This window comes from Halalkalibacterium halodurans, from assembly GCF_004376175.1.
GTDB lineage: Bacteria > Bacillota > Bacilli > Bacillales > Bacillaceae_D > Halalkalibacterium > Halalkalibacterium halodurans.
Genome location: NZ_SNUY01000027.1, coordinates 29,209 through 46,460, shown reverse-complemented (window position 1 = coordinate 46,460; position 17,252 = coordinate 29,209). Strand labels below are relative to the sequence as shown.

14 protein-coding genes, 1 pseudogene and 1 other annotated feature are annotated in these 17,252 nt (G+C 44.4%); of the genes and pseudogenes, 7 read left to right on the top strand and 8 right to left on the bottom strand.

The window, feature by feature from the left end; translation table 11 throughout:
• Positions 1 to 700 precede the first annotated feature (700 nt).
• Complete coding sequence (locus tag E2L07_RS10545) at positions 701 to 1,225, bottom strand: gamma carbonic anhydrase (protein WP_053430463.1); 525 nt, start codon at positions 1,223 to 1,225, stop codon at positions 701 to 703.
• A 108-nt stretch (positions 1,226 to 1,333) separates the two neighbouring features.
• Between E2L07_RS10545 and E2L07_RS10540 the strand changes: the two genes are divergently transcribed.
• Together E2L07_RS10540 and E2L07_RS10535 are read left to right on the top strand one after the other, a co-directional pair.
• Entirely contained in the window at positions 1,334 to 2,116 is a 783-nt protein-coding gene (locus E2L07_RS10540; protein ID WP_010899429.1) for an alpha/beta hydrolase, read from the top strand.
• 206 nt (positions 2,117 to 2,322) lie between these two features.
• The gene (locus E2L07_RS10535) at positions 2,323 to 3,405 is read left to right on the top strand and encodes a tetraprenyl-beta-curcumene synthase family protein (protein WP_134229544.1); all 1,083 of its coding nucleotides are present in this window, start codon (positions 2,323 to 2,325) and stop codon (positions 3,403 to 3,405) included.
• Positions 3,406 to 3,431: 26 nt separating this feature from the next.
• Here E2L07_RS10535 and E2L07_RS10530 read toward each other — a convergent pair whose 3' ends face one another.
• The 4 genes and pseudogenes from E2L07_RS10530 to ltaE form a co-directional block, all read right to left on the bottom strand.
• Positions 3,432 to 4,022, bottom strand: a complete 591-nt coding sequence (locus E2L07_RS10530; protein WP_053430464.1) for a beta-class carbonic anhydrase — start codon at positions 4,020 to 4,022, stop codon at positions 3,432 to 3,434.
• Between the two features lie 79 nt (positions 4,023 to 4,101).
• Positions 4,102 to 4,674 (bottom strand): tRNA 5-(aminomethyl)-2-thiouridylate-methyltransferase MnmM, encoded by a 573-nt coding sequence (gene mnmM, locus E2L07_RS10525; protein WP_053430465.1) that lies wholly within the window; start codon positions 4,672 to 4,674, stop codon positions 4,102 to 4,104.
• Complete coding sequence (mnmL, locus tag E2L07_RS10520) at positions 4,671 to 5,648, bottom strand: tRNA modification radical SAM protein MnmL/YtqA (RefSeq protein WP_134229543.1); 978 nt, start codon at positions 5,646 to 5,648, stop codon at positions 4,671 to 4,673. The genes mnmM and mnmL overlap by 4 nt, the downstream gene beginning before the upstream one ends.
• A 223-nt stretch (positions 5,649 to 5,871) precedes the next feature.
• A pseudogene (ltaE, locus tag E2L07_RS10515) lies at positions 5,872 to 6,895 on the bottom strand (low-specificity L-threonine aldolase).
• Between the two features lie 166 nt (positions 6,896 to 7,061).
• On the opposite strand from ltaE, the gene E2L07_RS10510 reads away from it, so the two are divergent.
• Both E2L07_RS10510 and leuS read left to right on the top strand, forming a co-directional pair.
• Positions 7,062 to 8,267 carry an MDR family MFS transporter gene (locus E2L07_RS10510; protein WP_134229542.1) on the top strand — a complete coding sequence of 402 codons (1,206 nt, stop codon included), beginning with the start codon at positions 7,062 to 7,064 and terminating at the stop codon, positions 8,265 to 8,267.
• A gap of 129 nt (positions 8,268 to 8,396) precedes the next feature.
• Positions 8,397 to 8,625, top strand: a binding site (T-box leader).
• A gap of 161 nt (positions 8,626 to 8,786) precedes the next feature.
• Complete coding sequence (gene leuS, locus E2L07_RS10505; protein ID WP_053430468.1) at positions 8,787 to 11,207, top strand: leucine--tRNA ligase; 2,421 nt, start codon at positions 8,787 to 8,789, stop codon at positions 11,205 to 11,207.
• Positions 11,208 to 11,398: 191 nt separating this feature from the next.
• Here the strand turns inward: leuS and E2L07_RS10500 are convergent, their stop codons facing one another.
• Positions 11,399 to 11,683: a hypothetical protein gene (locus tag E2L07_RS10500; protein WP_243854942.1), complete on the bottom strand. Its 285-nt coding sequence runs from the start codon at positions 11,681 to 11,683 to the stop codon at positions 11,399 to 11,401.
• Between the two features lie 64 nt (positions 11,684 to 11,747).
• A complete protein-coding gene (locus E2L07_RS10495) occupies positions 11,748 to 13,016 on the bottom strand; it encodes a BaiN/RdsA family NAD(P)/FAD-dependent oxidoreductase (protein WP_053430470.1) in 1,269 nt (422 codons plus the stop codon).
• A 272-nt stretch (positions 13,017 to 13,288) separates the two neighbouring features.
• On the opposite strand from E2L07_RS10495, the gene E2L07_RS10490 reads away from it, so the two are divergent.
• The 3 genes from E2L07_RS10490 (at position 13,289) to ftsW (ending at position 16,808) form a co-directional block, all read left to right on the top strand.
• Positions 13,289 to 13,780, top strand: coding sequence for a hypothetical protein (locus tag E2L07_RS10490; protein WP_134229541.1), 492 nt, complete (start codon positions 13,289 to 13,291; stop codon positions 13,778 to 13,780).
• Between the two features lie 150 nt (positions 13,781 to 13,930).
• Positions 13,931 to 15,550, top strand: a complete 1,620-nt coding sequence (locus tag E2L07_RS10485) for a putative polysaccharide biosynthesis protein (RefSeq protein ID WP_134229540.1) — start codon at positions 13,931 to 13,933, stop codon at positions 15,548 to 15,550.
• Positions 15,551 to 15,662: 112 nt separating this feature from the next.
• Positions 15,663 to 16,808 (top strand): putative lipid II flippase FtsW, encoded by a 1,146-nt coding sequence (ftsW, locus tag E2L07_RS10480; protein ID WP_134229539.1) that lies wholly within the window; start codon positions 15,663 to 15,665, stop codon positions 16,806 to 16,808.
• A gap of 65 nt (positions 16,809 to 16,873) precedes the next feature.
• On the opposite strand, the gene E2L07_RS21225 is transcribed toward ftsW, so the two are convergent.
• Positions 16,874 to 17,252: IS3 family transposase (locus E2L07_RS21225; RefSeq protein WP_243854873.1), on the bottom strand; the 379-nt coding region annotated here is incomplete at its 5' end.

Sequence of the window (17,252 nt, the reverse complement as noted above, 5' to 3'; positions counted from 1 at the left end):
TACTTTACGTGTACGTCTGTCGTGGACATGATTAGTAAGAAACCCACAATACGGGCAACGCTCTTCCGTTGATTTTTTTACAACATTGAGTTGGAAAAACTCTTCATGAAATACTTGTTTAACAACTTTAAATTCCGGCAATTCTAGTGATACGGAAAACACTTTCAGACCCTCCTGGTTTGTTTGGTTAGCACTAACATTATTGCCAGGAATCTGTGAGTGTTTTCTTCTTTTTTGTTTAAATCACTAAAAGTGGTGATGAATCAGGAAAAATTTATTTTATTTTTGACGATGATGAAGCGACGAGATTTTACCCAAATAAAGAGAATAATTACATCTGGCACTTTTGGGGAGAACCTGATGAATTGACAGGTGGTTTCAAGGTGATTGGTACCCATGAAAGCAATCAAGCTGACGAAAAATCATTGTATGAGAGAATGATGGTATAGGAGGAGCACACAATGGGGCAGATGCCCATATCCCTTCTAACCTTTCATTGCCTGAAAGTGGTTAGTGGAAATTAGACGCTTATTTCGGGGACCGCTATTTCGGAACGATTTACGTTCAAGTTCATGAAGAACAATCGTGATGCCAAGCGAACAATCTAGGGCTAACCGTCTGGCTACCGCGAACAGATGCTAATCATGAGTTTGTGTAAGGTGCTGCCTAAAAGAACAAGGGACAGCACCTTACACAAAAATTATGAGCGATACTCTTGCTGCACTTGTTTATAATATTGTCCTTTTTCTACGTACTCTCTTCGAATTCGAGCCATGTCTTTTCGGTCTTCTTCCGTTAACGTACGAACAACTTTAGCAGGTCGTCCGAAAGCAAGCGAATTTGCTGGGATTTTCTTGCCTTGAGGGACTAAGCTTCCTGCGCCGATAAACGCCCCTTCGCCGACTTCGGCTCCATCTAAAATGATCGAGCCCATGCCGATCAAGGCTTCTTTGCGAATCGTGCAACTATGTAGGATCACTTGGTGTCCAACAGTAACGTCGTCTTCAATCACTAAAGGGGTGCGAGGGCTTTGGTGAAGAACGGAATTGTCTTGTATGTTCACGCGTTCTCCAATAAAGGTTGGTGATACGTCTCCGCGAATAACCGTATTATACCAAATGCTTGAATCTGCCCCAATGGTGACGTCTCCCGTGATGGTGACATAATCAGCAAGGAATACACTTTCTGCGATCTTAGGTTTTTTGTCTTTGTATGGATACAACATGATCGAGTCAACTCCTTTTCGTTTTCCCTAAAAATGATTATACTATGTTTAACGACAGTATGTGGAAGGCTCTTAACGACGCCTGGTACATAAGGGAGGTTGTCATCCATGTGGAAATGGGAAGTTGCTGAGCCGCGTGGGGTGGTCGTCGTCATTCATGGGGCGGGAGAACACCATGGGCGTTATCAATGGCTCGCAAAAAAGTTTAATAGCATCGGATTATCTGTAGTGATGGGTGATTTGCCTGGCCAGGGAAGGACAAGAGGGAAGCGCGGTCACATTCAGTCGTTCCAACAGTACATTGATGTTGTCTTGGAATGGGTGGAAGCAGCTAAGTTGGAGCACGTGCCAATCTTCTTGTTTGGCCACAGCATGGGCGGACTTGTAGCCGTTCGCACGATGATTGAAGGAGGCACATTGCCAGTGCGTGCTGTCATTCTTTCATCACCATGCTTTGATTTATATCAGTCACCTGGGAAAGGAAAAGAATTGGCTTCGAAAATGTTGCACCGAGTAACGCCTACTTTCTCGCATCATTCAGGCATTCGTTCCGATTTAGTTACTCGAAATGAAGAGATTCGTGAAGCCTACTTGAAGGATGAGCTTAGAGTAACAAAAGTGTCCACGAAATGGTATTATGAGTTATCGAAGGCGATGCGAGATACCCGTCGTTATCCTGAAAAGTTCCCGAACGTACCATTGCTTGTTATGCAGGCGGGAGAAGATTATATCACGGATAGAAAAGCGGCGTGGGAATGGTTTAATTCGGTTCAAGTAACGGAAAAGGCCTATAAAGAGTGGAATGGACTCTATCATGAAATTTTTAATGAGCCTGAGCGGGAGGCTGTGTTTCAATACACCTGTTTTTTTATCGAACAGCAATTATCATAAGTGGATTACAGGAGGCGATGCTCTTGAATGAGTATCGCCTTTTTCACAAGCTACCGGCTTTTCTTAAGATGTCAAAGAGTGTTCATTGAGGTGGATCGCGCTTTATGCTATTGTGTTTAATGTTGGAAGGAATGTATAGGACAATCCAATGGCGTTGCCATGTACATAAAAAGATTTCCAGTGCTTTGTTGAAGGAGGACGGTAAAGTGAGTGCACCAACGTGGCCGCTGCCGTTATTAAAGGCGGTATATCAAGAGGTTTTACCAGCGGTACATCACAAGCTGGAGAAGTTGAAGGAAAGAGCAGCGACGATACCAGATAAAACGCTGCGCTTTCACGCCCTTGACGCTTTAACAAGAAAGGCGTTCCATTGTGAAGGTGGAGGGGTATTCGGTTTAATTGAACGGACTTGTTTTGATGAGTTTTTAACGTTTTTAATTCATTATCAGCAAATGTGTGATTATTTGGATAATCTTTGTGATCAGAGTGATTCTCTCGATCCTAACGACTTTCGCACGTTACACAATGCGTTGCTTGCTGCTATTAATGATGAAGCTCCATTGGAAAATTATTATCGCTTTCGTGAGACGCAGGACGATGGTGGTTACTTACATGACATGATTCACATCTGTCGCAGCGCCCTACAAAAACTGCCCTCATTTTCTATCGTACAGCCATACATGTTAAAGCTATGCCAATACTATTGTGATTTCCAAACTTACAAGCACGTGAAAAAAGAAGATCGTGTGCCCATGTTAGAAGCGTGGTTTGAACGTCACCGTGACGAGGTACCAGCCATGAGCTGGTATGAGTTTGCCTGCTGTACAGGCTCGACTCTTGGGATTTATACGTTAACGGTATACGGGGGGAAACAAGGGTTTACTGATCGACAAGCGCGACAATTAATGGACGGTTATTTTCCTTATGTTCAAGGCGTTCATCTTTTGCTCGACTACTTCATTGATCAAGAGGAGGATATTGCCGATGACGAGCTCAACTTTCTTTTCCATTATCAAAATGAGGAGGAGATGATTGAGCGGTTTCGCTATTTTTTAGCACGAGCGGAAGAAACGATGGCCGAACTACCAGATCCGAAGTTTCATCGGATGATTCATCGAGGGTTGATCGCCATTTATTTATCAGACGATAAAGTACAAAAACACCCGAAATACAAAAGGCAATCGAAGCGAATGATAAAAATGGGCGGTTTGCCTACGTTTCTTTTTTACTTAAATAGCTGGATGTTCCGCAGAAAATCTGGTGAGCAACCAGCGATGGATTCGATGTAAAAGGGCGCGGCCATGTGGCTGTGCTCTTATTGTTGGCTCGGTTTTGCTGCTTGAACGATGTCATAGCCGTTTTCCACAACATCAAGCTTCCCCGTCTTAGGACAAATGACGAGGGCATGTACAGGCACGTCATGCGGAATAAGCGGATGGGTGCGAACGACATTTGCACTATGTTTTACACTATCTTCGACCTTATCGAAACCGGATAAAAACTGATTCACATCTACACCTTGGGCTAGCAAGCGTTCTAACGCTTCTTCAGATACACCGTATTTTTTTGCCTTTTCTAAAACAGACTCTGCCTGTAGCCCTGCCATCCCACAGCCGTGGTGCCCGACAATGTAAACTTCTTTTGCTTTAAGCTCATATAAGGCAACAATGATGCTCCGCATAATACTGCCGTATGGATGGGTAATCACAGCTCCTGCATTTTTAATAATTTTCGCATCTCCGTTTTTAATGTTCATTGCGTGTGGGAGAAGCTGGGAAAGGCGTGTATCCATACACGTGAGCACAACCATCTTTTGGTCAGGGAATTTTGATGTTTGAAAAGGTTCGTACGCTTTCTTTTCCACAAATGATTGATTATAAGTCAAGATCGAGCCTAACAATGACACTAAAATCGCCCCCCGGTGATGATTTGTAATTTATCAAAAAGCAATACTATGCGAAGAAAGATGACCTACCTCATGAAGGTCATCTTTTTTCGATCGCAATGATAAAAGGTGGATCATTCACTTGGTTGATAAATTCATAGCGCAGAACATGGACCGTTGTTTGATCCAGGTCTGTAACAAACGATTCGAGCGCTGTTTTTTCTATTTTTCCTTCCTCGTGACCGTGGTAAATGACAAGCACAATGAGCGCACCAGAAGGCATGATGGAAAGAAGTTTTTTGATTGCGGTGATGGTTGATTCAGGTTTTGTGACAATCGTCTTGTCGCTTCCTGGCAAATACCCAAGATTAAAAATGGCGGCTTTTATGTTTGGGTGTTGGTCTGGCGGGATAAGGGTAGCCACTTGTTCATGACTGGCATGAAACAGAGTGACTCGCTCAGGAAATCCTAATTCTTTCACCCGCTTATTTGTTTGGTGTATCGCTTGATCTTGGACGTCAAAGCCATACACATGACCAGTTTCCCCGACTAGCTTGGCGAGAAACACTGTATCATGTCCGTTTCCGGTTGTCCCATCTACAGCGATAGAACCAGGGGTGAGGACGTTTTGTAATAAAAACCGGGCAAAAGGGAGGACGCCAAGAAGGTTCATTGGACCTCCACCTGCGCTCGGTAATGCTTCCCTTGCCAGCTGTCGCGGCGCTCTAACTCTGCTTCAATCGCGTTCAAAACTTCCCATTTTTTCATGCTCCACATCGGACCAATCATTAAGTCACCCGGTCCATCTCCCATCAAGCGATGGATAATCATGTGCGGTGGTAACACTTCTAATTGATCGACCACGAGGTTCACATATTCTTCCAAACTCATGAATTCGACAAGCCCTTTTTCATATTGTTTCACCATTGGCGTTCGTTTAAGCAAGTGAAGTGAGTGGATTTTAATTCCTTGTACATCCAATTTGGCAACTTCTTTGGCCGTTTCCATCATCATTTGATGATTTTCAAGAGGGAGTCCATTAATGATGTGAGAACAGACACGAATGCCGTGCTTTCTTAGCTTGTTTACACCGTCAACATAACACTGATAATCATGGGCGCGGTTAATGAGAAGGGCGGTTCGTTCATGGACCGTTTGTAACCCGAGCTCCACCCATAAATACGTCCGCTTATTTAATTCGGCTAAGTATTCCACCACGTCATCAGGTAAACAGTCTGGACGTGTGGCAATCGCTAGACCGACCACCCCTTCTTGTTCTAAAATCACTTCATAATATTCTCGCAAGGTTTCTACAGGTGCATACGTATTTGTATACGCTTGAAAATAGCCAATGTACTTGCCGCTCGTCCATTTTTTATGCATCCGCTCCTTGATCGTATGAAATTGTGTCACTAAATCATCTTTCCGATCTCCAGCGAAATCCCCCGAACCGCGCTCACTGCAAAACGTACATCCCCCGTTCGCTACATTCCCATCCCGGTTCGGACAGTCAAATCCCGCATCGAGGGGTACCTTAAATACTTTCTCCCCAAATTGCTCACGCAAATGCTGATTCCAAGAGTAATATCGTTTATCTCCATACCGCATGGGGACGGGCTGGAGGTTGCTTTCCACGTTGTTTTCCATGATGTTTCACCTTCCTACTATAAGCTCATTAAAATCGTGTGGAGCAATGCCCGTCGCATCTCATCGGTAGCGGTCCTCAGTATAGAAAGATAGACGCTACGGTGCGAGCTGCTTGGACCTAGCCGTCCTCCTTTTTGAACCCAAAAAAAGGCGGGGGCGTTCAAAGGTTGTGGAAGCGGTGCTCACCTTTAGCTAAGACACTGCTCCATTTTGCGTCACTTGTTCATGAAACAAGCGAGGAAAGAACAGTCAATGTTTGCATGACATCGTCCTTAGATACGTCTTTATGGGTGACAAACCGAACAATGTATGGATCAAAGGCAACGGCTCGCACGCCGCGCTCTTTTAACGCCTCTACAAATGTATCACTCGTATGGCCTGTTTTTTCTACGTCAACGAGAATGATATTTGTTTCAACTTTGTGAATGACGGTTAATCCATGCAACCCGTGAATACCGTCTGCGAGTATTTTAGCATGCTCGTGGTCTTCCGCCAAACGCTCGACCATTGTATTTAAGGCGAGAAGGGCAGGTGCAGCTAACACACCGGCTTGTCGCCACCCGCCACCAAGGCGTTTTCGCCATTTTCTTGCCCGTTTAATAAATGAAGCATCACCGGCAAGAATGGAGCCTACTGGCGCCCCAAGCCCTTTCGAAAGGCACAGTTGAAACGGTGTCCGTGTACTGAGTGAAGGAGGATAGTGGCTGACCTAGGGCAACAGCCGCGTGAAATAGGCGCGCTCCATCTAGATGAACAGGTACATTGTACGCCTTTGCCACGTCGTAGACATCCTTCATCTGTTCTGGTGAAATAACGGCTCCTCCCGCTCGATTATGCGTGTTTTCTAAACAGATTAAACCCGTCTCAGGATCGTGGTCGTCTTCTGGACGTATAGCTCTCCTTACTTGCTCGGCAGAGAACATTCCGTTTGTCCCTTTAATCGCGTATGTTTGTACACCAGCAAAAGCGGAAGCTGCACCACCTTCATATAGGAACAGATGGGCATCCGCTTCTAAAATGATTTCTTGGCCAGGGACGCAGTGTGTCGCAACTGCCACCTGATTTCCTTGTGTTCCACTCGTTACGAACAGCGCTGCTTTTTTTCCTGTTAATTCCGCTGCTCGTTCTTCTAATGCGCGAACACTTGGGTCCTCTTGGTATACATCATCCCCTACTTCTGCTGAAGCCATCGCTTGTCTCATGGCCTCAGTTGGCTTCGTTACGGTATCACTCCGCAAGTCAATCATGGCATTCCCCTCCTGAAAAATGGCATTTAAACATGTTTCCATCCTATCATAAATGTGTACTTTTAAAGCTTACGATATTTTACATAAAATTAGTTGCAAAACGCCAATTCCTTTTTTAATATAATTAGGGGGACGAAATAATTCACTAGAAAGAAGGAGCGAGTCTATGCCGAAACCACTGTGGCTACTAGTGATCGGAATGGTCATTAACGTGACAGCGGCATCCTTTTTATGGCCGCTCAACACGATCTATATGAGTCGAGAGCTCGGTCAATCGCTCGCAATTGCGGGACTTGTTTTAATGTGTAATGCTGGCGCTGGTGTCATAGGGAACCTCATTGGTGGGATGATGTTCGATCGTATAGGCGCCTATCGTACGATCATCCTGTCCATTTGGATCACGATCATCAGCGCCTTTATTCTGGCCTACAATCATACATTTTTTTATTATGCTACACTAATGGTCGGCTTAGGTTTTGGTTCCGGAATGATGTTTCCTGCCATGTACGCATTAGCGGGAAAGGTATGGCCTCAGGGAGGACGAAAATCATTTAATGCTATGTATGTGGCGCAAAATGTCGGGGTAGCGGTCGGCACAGCATTAGCTGGAATCGTAGCCTCCATATCATTTGATTGGATCTTTCTTGCCAATGGCCTAGTCTACGTCGGATTATTACTATTTGTTATGACTACTTTTCGGTCATTTTCTTCTTCTCGAGAGAAGAGTGGCGCAACGACAAATGTATTTGAACAAAATCAAGCGATCCGATCGAAGCGACCGCTGATTGCCCTACTTATTTTATGTGTCGGCTTTTTTATCTGTTGGGTCGCCTATGTCCAATGGCAATCGACGATCTCGGTTCACACTCAAAACCTAGGCATTCACTTAAAGCAATATAGCGTTCTATGGACAGTGAATGGGGCGATGATTGTCCTTTGTCAACCGTTCATCGCGTTTATCGTTAAACGCTGGGTTCCAACGTTAAAGGTCCAGATATATGTAGGCTTGGCCGTTTTTATGATTGCTTATTTTGTCCTAACACAAGCAACGATTTTTTCCATGTTTTTAATAGCCATGATCATATTAACGATTGGAGAAATGTTTGTTTGGCCAGCGATCCCAACGGTCGCGCATCAGCTTGCCCCTGAAGGAAAAGCTGGATTCTACCAAGGTATTGTCAATAGTGTGGCGACAGGTGGGCGGATGTTTGGGCCATTTATTGGGGGCGTCCTTGCTGATGCGTACGGAATGGAGACGTTGTTTTACGTCCTTGGCTCCATGTTTGTCCTAGCCTTTGTGACGACCGCCTTCTATGATCGCGTTCTATTAACGAAACGATCAGAAATGTTTGCCAATAAGGGAATGATGTAAGGCAATGGTGGCAAAAATGGTGTCAAGATCAACATCAAAACTTGACAGATAGTGAGTGTATTTTTACAATTACATTATTCATTGTCGTCTTTTTAATGGAACGGTTTGGGACGAATGCATATCATGAATGAAAAAACAGTGACGAGGAGTAGTAGTGGGCCCCTGCTTGCGCCTAGAGAATTGACGGTTGGTGGAAGTCAATCGCAGCAGCCATGAACTCGCCTTGAAGTTGCATTGGTGAACAGGAAGTAGCCAATGACGTTGCCCGCGTTAAGGGACACGAGTGAGCCTTTAAAGGAGCAAGGTTAACGAGGGTGGTACCGCGGGTCGTTTGTTATACAAACCTCTCGTCCCTTTTTGGGATGGGAGGTTTTTTACACTTTTTTAAGAAAGTTTAACTTTTGAAAAAGGACTAAAGTATAAGAAAAACAACGGCTTTCGCTATAAGACTTGGCGACAAGCCAAGTTTTTCTAACATACTGACATCGGTTTGTTAAGAAAAAGGAGGTCGCAACGATCATGTCATACTCACACCGAGAGATTGAATCGAAATGGCAAAAGTATTGGGAAGAGAACAAAACGTTTAAAACGGAAGAAGATGAAACGAGGGAAAAGTTTTATGCCCTTGATATGTTCCCATACCCATCAGGCGCGGGACTTCATGTCGGTCATCCGGAAGGTTACACGGCAACCGATATTTTATCGCGGATGAAACGAATGCAAGGGTACAATGTGCTTCATCCGATGGGGTGGGATGCGTTTGGCCTTCCAGCTGAGCAATATGCGATTGATACGGGGAACAGCCCAGCCGAGTTTACGGAAAAGAACATTAATACGTTCCGCAGACAAATAAAATCCCTCGGTTTTTCGTATGATTGGGATCGGGAAGTGAATACAACAGATCCTGATTACTATAAATGGACTCAATGGATTTTCATTCAGCTTTACAACAAAGGACTAGCGTACATCGACGAAGTGGCAGTAAATTGGTGCCCAGCCCTTGGAACCGTATTAGCGAATGAAGAGGTCATTGATGGCAAGAGTGAGCGTGGTGGACACCCAGTTGAGCGTCGTCCGATGAAGCAATGGATGCTGAAAATCACCGAGTATGCTGATCGCTTACTGGAGGATTTAGAAGAGCTCGATTGGCCAGAAAGCATTAAAGATATGCAGCGCAATTGGATCGGTCGTTCGGAAGGAGCAGAAGTGACGTTTTCGGTCGACGGGCATGATGATACGATTACTGTCTTTACGACTCGTCCAGATACGTTGTTTGGCGCCACTTATATGGTGTTAGCACCTGAGCATAAGCTCGTGGATGCGATTACAACTAGCGAGCAAAAACAAGCGGTCGAATCGTATAAGAAAGAAGTCGCAACAAAGAGCGACTTGGAACGGACAGAGCTGGCAAAGGAAAAAACCGGAGTTTTTACTGGTGCGTACGCTATCAATCCGGTGAATGGCGAGAAGGTGCCAATTTGGATCGCTGACTACGTTCTCGTTAGCTACGGGACTGGTGCAATTATGGCTGTTCCGGCTCACGACGAACGGGACTATGAGTTTGCAAAAACATTTGATTTGCCTATCAAGGAAGTAGTATCAGGCGGCGTCATAGAACAGGAGGCTTATACAGGGGACGGTCCTCATGTGAACTCTGAATTTTTGAACGGTCTCAGCAAAGAAGAGGCGATTGAGAAAATGATTCAGTGGCTTGAAGCTGAGAAAAAAGGAACGAAGAAAGTCACATACCGTTTACGTGACTGGCTGTTCAGTCGGCAGCGTTATTGGGGAGAGCCGATCCCAGTGATTCATTGGGAAGACGGAACAATGTCCACTGTTCCTGAAGATGAGCTACCACTAGAACTTCCGAAAATGTCGGAAATCAAACCTTCTGGGACAGGTGAATCACCACTCGCGAACGCAACGGATTGGCTTGAAGTGGTGGACCCGGTCACAGGGAAAAAAGGTCGCCGTGAAACGAACACGATGCCGCAATGGGCTGGAAGCTGCTGGTATTACCTTCGTTACATCGACCCTGATAATGAGCGGATGATCGCCGACCCTGAAAAGCTGAAAAAATGGCTTCCTGTCGATATTTATATCGGTGGTGCTGAACACGCAGTGCTTCACTTGTTATATGCCCGGTTCTGGCATAAAGTGTTGTACGATCTAGGGGTCGTACCGACGAAGGAGCCGTTCCAAAAGCTTTACAACCAAGGAATGATCCTTGGTGAAAACAATGAAAAAATGAGTAAATCGAAGGGAAATGTCGTCAACCCTGATGATATTATAGACAGTCACGGAGCCGATACGCTTCGCTTATATGAAATGTTCATGGGACCGCTCGATGCTTCGATTGCATGGTCGACAACTGGATTAGATGGAGCGCGTCGTTTCCTTGATCGTGTATGGCGTTTGCTTGTAGACGAAAATACGGAAGACAAAAGCAGCAAAATTGTAAACGGAGAAGGCTCTCCAGAGCTTAAGCGCGTCTATCATCAAACGGTGAAAAAGGTGACGGAAGACTTTGAAGAGCTACGGTTTAATGTAGGAATCTCTCAGTTGATGGTGTATGTGAATGAAGCATACAAGCAAGAAGAGCTTCCGCAAGATCAGGCGGAAGGATTCGTGAAGCTATTATCCCCTGTTGCACCACATCTTGCCGAAGAGCTTTGGAGCAAGCTCGGTCATGAGGGAACAATCGCCTATGAACCGTGGCCAACGTACGACGAAGCCTTTCTAGTGGAAGATGAGGTGGAAATCGTCGTTCAGCATAACGGAAAAGTCCGAGCCAAAGTTGTTGTGGCAAAAGATGCGACGAAAGAGCAGATGGAAGAGGCGGCACTTGCCAACGAACGGGTGAAAGAATCGATCGACGGAAAGACCGTACGAAAAGTAATCGTTGTTCCAGGTAAGCTTGTCAATATTGTCGCTAACTAAACGAAACGCACGAATGTTGTGATTGAACAGCATTCGTGCGCTTTTGCTTTTATGAGGTCAAGTCTAATTGAATTTCTGAAAGGCGATATCGTAAAACCAATTGGGCCTTTCGCGCCTCATCCTGTAATCCAACAAGATCTTCTGTCTGCTCCACCCATGATAAATCCGTTTCCTGCTCTAGTTTCTTTACTTCAGCATCGAACCAAGGCTGATATGTTTTTATAGAGGGAAATCGCTACTTGCTCATGTTGAAATTCCTCTGGGGTAGAGTAGTGCAAACGAGAGAACCAAAGTTGGAAATCGATTTCTCCGTACGTGGTGAGCCTTTTTTCAAAAGCGGAAATCACCTTCTGTGTCAAGCCACGGTCAAAACCATACTCCACCATTTTCCGTTCAATATTCTCTAAAGTAATCAAATGTAGATTCCCTTTTGTCATCCAGAGAACATGGTTGAACAGCTTCTGAAAATGCAGCAAAAGCCATCACCTCCATCTCTTTTTACGTATCAGCGGCTCGATGCGTTTCACACCGTCACATAGTTCAAGACTTATGATGAACATACTCCGCGGCTCCTTTTCCAGCCGTATAGCCGGTTGAGAAGGCACACGTAATATTGTATCCGCCTGTATATCCGTGAATATCTAAAACTTCTCCACAAAAAAATAGCCCCGCTTTTTTCTTTGAGTGCATCGTTTTTGGTTCAATTTCTTTGACCGATACACCCCCACCTGTGACGAACGCTTTCTCGATGGAAAGAGTGCCGTTCACGTGAAAGGAAAAGCTTTTTAGTTGTTGCACGATCTCACGGATCACCTCATGGCGCACACTTGCGCAAGGCAAATTAGAATCAATGCGAAGGCGCTCATATACGTACTGGAGGAATCGTTCCGGGGCGATTCCTCTTAATACTGTTTTTAAAGCTTTTTTTGGCTCGGCTTTTATGTTTTGAATCGTTTCTTGGAAAAGAGCTTCTGCTGGGATGGTTGGACGTAAATCAATTCTCATTTCAATGGTCGGCTGTTTATATTTTTTTAAAGCTTTGACGACATATTGACTGCACCTTAGAGCCGCAGGACCAGATAGACCAAAATGGGTGAAAATCATATCGCCGTCATGGGTCTTGATCTGTTTTCCATTTGGTGCATAAACAGAGAGCTCAATGTCTCGTAACGATAGTCCTTGGAGTTTCTTTTCTTGAATAAAAGGTTCAGCAGACGTGATCGGAACCTCTGTCGGATACAGCTCGGTAATCGTATGTCCTGCAGCCTTTGCCCACGGATAGGCATCTCCCGTACTTCCTGTATGAGGAACCGATTGACCTCCAGTCGCTACAATCACTGTTTTCGTTTTAAGTCGTTCACCGTTTTTAAGCTGAACCATAGCGATTCGACCATCGTCATATTCAAGGGAAGCAACCGCTGTATTGGTTCGAACCGTCACGCCTAGGTCGTTGATTCGTTTCAACAATGTTTGTACAACGGTGGTCGCCTTGTCACTCACCGGAAACATTCGTCCTCGGTCCTCTTCCTTGAGTGCAATTCCTAATCGTTCAAAAAAACGGATAATGTCTTCATTGTTAAATACAGAAAACGGGCTGTACATAAACCGACCATTGCCTGGGATGTGAGCAATTAATTCATCGAGAGGCATCCGATTCGTTACGTTACAGCGACCTCCTCCTGAGATGGCTAGTTTTCGCCCGAGTTTATCACCTTTGTCGAGAAGAAGCACGCGAGCACCGTGCTCCGCTGCGGAAACAGAAGCCATTAGTCCAGCAGGCCCTCCACCAATCACAATCACTTCATGCATGAGATTCACCCTTTATGATCTATGTATAGTTCCATTTGATTCTTTTTACCTAAGGTCAATAGACCTGATTGGGAACGACGTTCACTTAGCAAGAATCGTCTATTATCATATCACTTGTCGGTTTTCTCGACTATTATCTTTTCATACACAGGTAGCGTCATTTAAAAAGAGAACAAGATTTGCTGAAAAATGCTTATTTTCAATGAAAGATCGCTATGGTAAGCTGAAGGTGTGAAATATTTACATTTTGCTGGTCATAAGAAGGGGATTTTTTGAAAAAAGAACTAAACGCCACCATTCGTGGATTAGTAAGAGGACATCTCCTAGCTAGTCTGATGTTTTCGCTTACGTTTTATGCGCTTTATCGTTATTGGGAGATGGAATTAAGCGTCGTTACGTTTTTCCCGTATGCGCTGCTCATTTTTATTTTGTTGCAAGGATGTTATTTTTGGTATTATTACTCGAAAAAAATCGCTAAACGACCGTTGGATTATACGTTCAATCAGACCATCTTTAAACTATTCAGATTGGTCAACGGATTGCTTTTCTTAGCATACGGCATTTATTTGATTAGTGGAAATGACAAGCTATCAACCATTCATGTCATTGCGGTCACATTTTATTCTCTTTTTTCCTTAGTCGAGTATATCAATTTGTACTATATCCGTTTGTCTTACACGAAGGCTCAAGACATAAAACGGTTGGTCCAATTCAAATGGCTCAAGCCGACTCGGTTAAGACGAGAGTTTTTTCTAAAAAGATAAACCGTGTTTGTTCCCTTGCCATTATGGTAGGGGATTTCTTAATGGAATAGTTGAACTACAGCAAAAAAGGTTCTCTTTTTTCCTCGAAAAAGAGTTGTGCTACAATGCAAGAAGTGAAAAATTTGTTTTTGATCGATACAGGAGGCAGAAATGGGGAATTCCAAGTTAGTGCGCGGGACGATGGTGTTAACAGCCGCGACGCTCATCTCGAAAATCTTAGGGTTTATCTATGTCATTCCATTTACAGCATTGGTAGGAACGACGGGGCTAGCCCTTTATCAATTCGGTTATAGTCAATACGTTATCTTGCTGAGTTTATCGACAATGGGTGTCCCTCTTGCTGTCTCAAAGTTTGTTGCTAAATATCAGTCCTTGGGCGATTATGAAACGGGATACCGCCTGTTTAGATCGGGCGTCGTCTTAATGACGATCACAGGTACGTTATCGTTTCTCGCTTTGTTTTTTGCCGCACCGTTCTTAGCGAATGTCATGAATCCTGGGGAGGAAGATTTGACACAAGCAGAGGTCATCCTTTCAATTCGGATGGTGAGTGTTGCCTTAATCGTCGTTCCGGCGATGTCGATCATCCGTGGCTATTTTCAAGGCTATCAATCGATGGGGCCAACTGCTGTTTCTCAGGTTGTTGAACAGATTGTGCGGATTGTTTTTATTCTCGGGGCCGCGTTTACGGTCTTAAATGTACTGAACGGTGATATGGCAACCGCTGTTGGCTTTGCCACCTTTGCGGCCTTTGTCGGTGCGATTGGAGGACTTGCTGTTCTCGCATACTATTGGTTTAAACGGCGTAAGGGCATCTTAGAGCAGGTCGAGAAAAGCACCGTGCGTCACAATTTAACGTTGAAGGATATGTATAAGGAGCTTATTCTTTACGCATTGCCCTTGTCATTTGTCGGCTTGGCGATTCCTCTGTTTCAATTTGTTGATACGTACACGATTAAAGGTGCGTTGATTGGAACAGAATTCGAGTCGATATCGACTGACTTTATTGGGGTATTAACCCAAGCGGTTCATAAAGTGGTACTTATCCCTATGGCGTTGGCTACAGCTTTATCAGTAACGCTTATTCCAACGATTACTCGCTCGTTTACAGATGGAGACATGAAAAAACTCAAACAGCAAACGACACAAACGTTTCAAATTATTTTGTTTATCGCAATTCCGGCTGCGGTAGGGATGGCGGTTCTTGCTTACCCTATTTACGGGGCGCTCTACTTTGAAAATCTGGAGCTTGGCGGAAATGTCATGCGCTATTACGGACCGATCACCCTTTGTTTTTCACTATTTGCCGTTTCAGCAGCCTTATTACAAGGAATCAACCGCCAACGGATGGCTGTAATTGCCCTTATAGTCGGGTTGTTGATTAAGCTTGTGACGAACGTTCCGTTTTTGCATTGGTTCGGGCCAAATGGGGTAATCTTTTCCTCATATTTAGGGAATGTCGTTGCGATTGGAATCAACATATGGGCAATCGCTAAATATGGACAGTTTGATTTCCGGCTTGTAGCGAAACGGACGTTGCTTATTACGGTCTTTGCTTTGATTATGGGCGGGGCGGTTTATATGTTGACCCACTTGCTATCCTATGTGATTAACGCTACGTCGCGCGGGGATTATTTCATTCTGACGTTTGTTGGAGTAACAGTCGGTGCGGCCGTTTACCTCTATCTATCGTACCGATCCAACTTGGCAGGGCGTGTATTAGGCGAGCGATTCTCTATTTTAAAACGAAAAGGAAAAAGTCAAGGGTAGAAGTAGAAAGGATTGCCAAAGTCTCTTTTTCTCCCAAACAGCGTTTGCTATAATAGAACAAACATCAAGTATAAACATCAAGTAAGGACGTGTTTGCAGATGGGAGGCGGCAATGAAATATTCTTTTACAAAAGATAATGATTGGGTGTTAATTATCACCACGTTTCTTCTTGCTGCCTTTGGCTTAGTGATGATCTTCAGTGCAAGCTATGCGCTCGCATTGAGAGAGTACGGTGATTTTTATTACTTTCTTAAACGACAATCGATGTGGTTAGGAATAGGGACAGTAGCGTTTTTATTCTTAATGCATTTTCCTTACCGCTTCTATAAAAAGCTCATGATTCCGATTCTCATCGTCTCGTTCGCTTTATTAGTGCTTGTCATCTATAAAGGGGTTGAAGGAAACGGAGCACAACGGTGGCTCATCATTGGTCCGTTTACGTTGCAGCCGTCCGAATTTGTAAAACTAGGGATCATTGTTTATCTAGCGGCTGTTTATTCTAAAAAACAAGCCTACATTAACAAGTTCATTACAGGGGTTATGCCCCCGTTAGTTGTCGTTGGTCTTGTATTCGTCCTAATCATGCGTCAGCCCGATTTAGGTACCGCTACATCGATTTTAATTGTGACTGCGCTGATCGTCTTTTTTTCAGGAGCGAAATGGCGCCACTTGATTGCTTTAGGTGTGGTAGGGGTGACGCTCTTTGTCCAATATGCGACGTCAGAACAGTACCGTTTAGCTCGGTTAACCGCGTTCGTCAATCCTTTTAGCGATCAGTCTGGGACAGGCTATCAGCTCATCCAGTCATACCTAGCGATTGCTAATGGGGGATTAACAGGAACGGGGCTTGGCCAAAGCATTCAAAAGCTAGCGTACCTTCCTGAAGCCCATACGGATTTTATTTTAGCCATTATCGCCGAGGAGCTAGGATTTTTCGGTGTGGCGTTCGTTTTCCTCTGCTACGCTATGATTCTATTTCGAGGCGTTGTGATCGGCACTCGCTGCAAAAGTCCTTTTGGTAGCTTGCTCGCTTTCGGTATCGTGTTTCAGCTGGCCGTCCAAGTTGTGTTTAACATCGGGGCTGTCACTGGATTATTGCCTATTACCGGGATTCCGCTCCCTCTTGTCAGCAATGGTGGCTCGTCGTTACTCGTAACGCTTATGTCGCTCGCCATCTTAGCGAACATTTCGCGAAACAACATTCGCCAGCGCCGGAAAGAAGAACAAGGGGAAGAGGAAGCGTTGCATGCTTCGTAACAGAGAAGATACAGGTTAGAGCATTGCACATAACCCTGTCAAGTAGACAATGAAAAAAGAGTATCTTAAGCTGCGGCCTTTTCTCGGTATTCAATCGGGGAAAGGCCTTTAAATTTCTCTTGAAAACGTCCGTTGTTATAGTAGTTGATATACTCCTGAATCGCCCATTGAGCTTGTTCAACTGTTTTTGGACGTATTAAATATAACTTCTCCACTTTCAAATGTGAAAAGAAGCTTTCTATACAAGCATTATCATAGCAATTGCCACGGCGAGAGTGGCTTCCTTGAACGCCTAATCCCTCTAATTGCTTTTCATAAGTCTTAGTTGTATATTGAAATCCTTGATCAGAATGAATGAGCGCATTCTTGGCAAAGGACTTACCTGTTAACTGTTTCAACGTATCTACGACTAAATCAAGATCGTTTCTTTCAGGTACCGTCAAG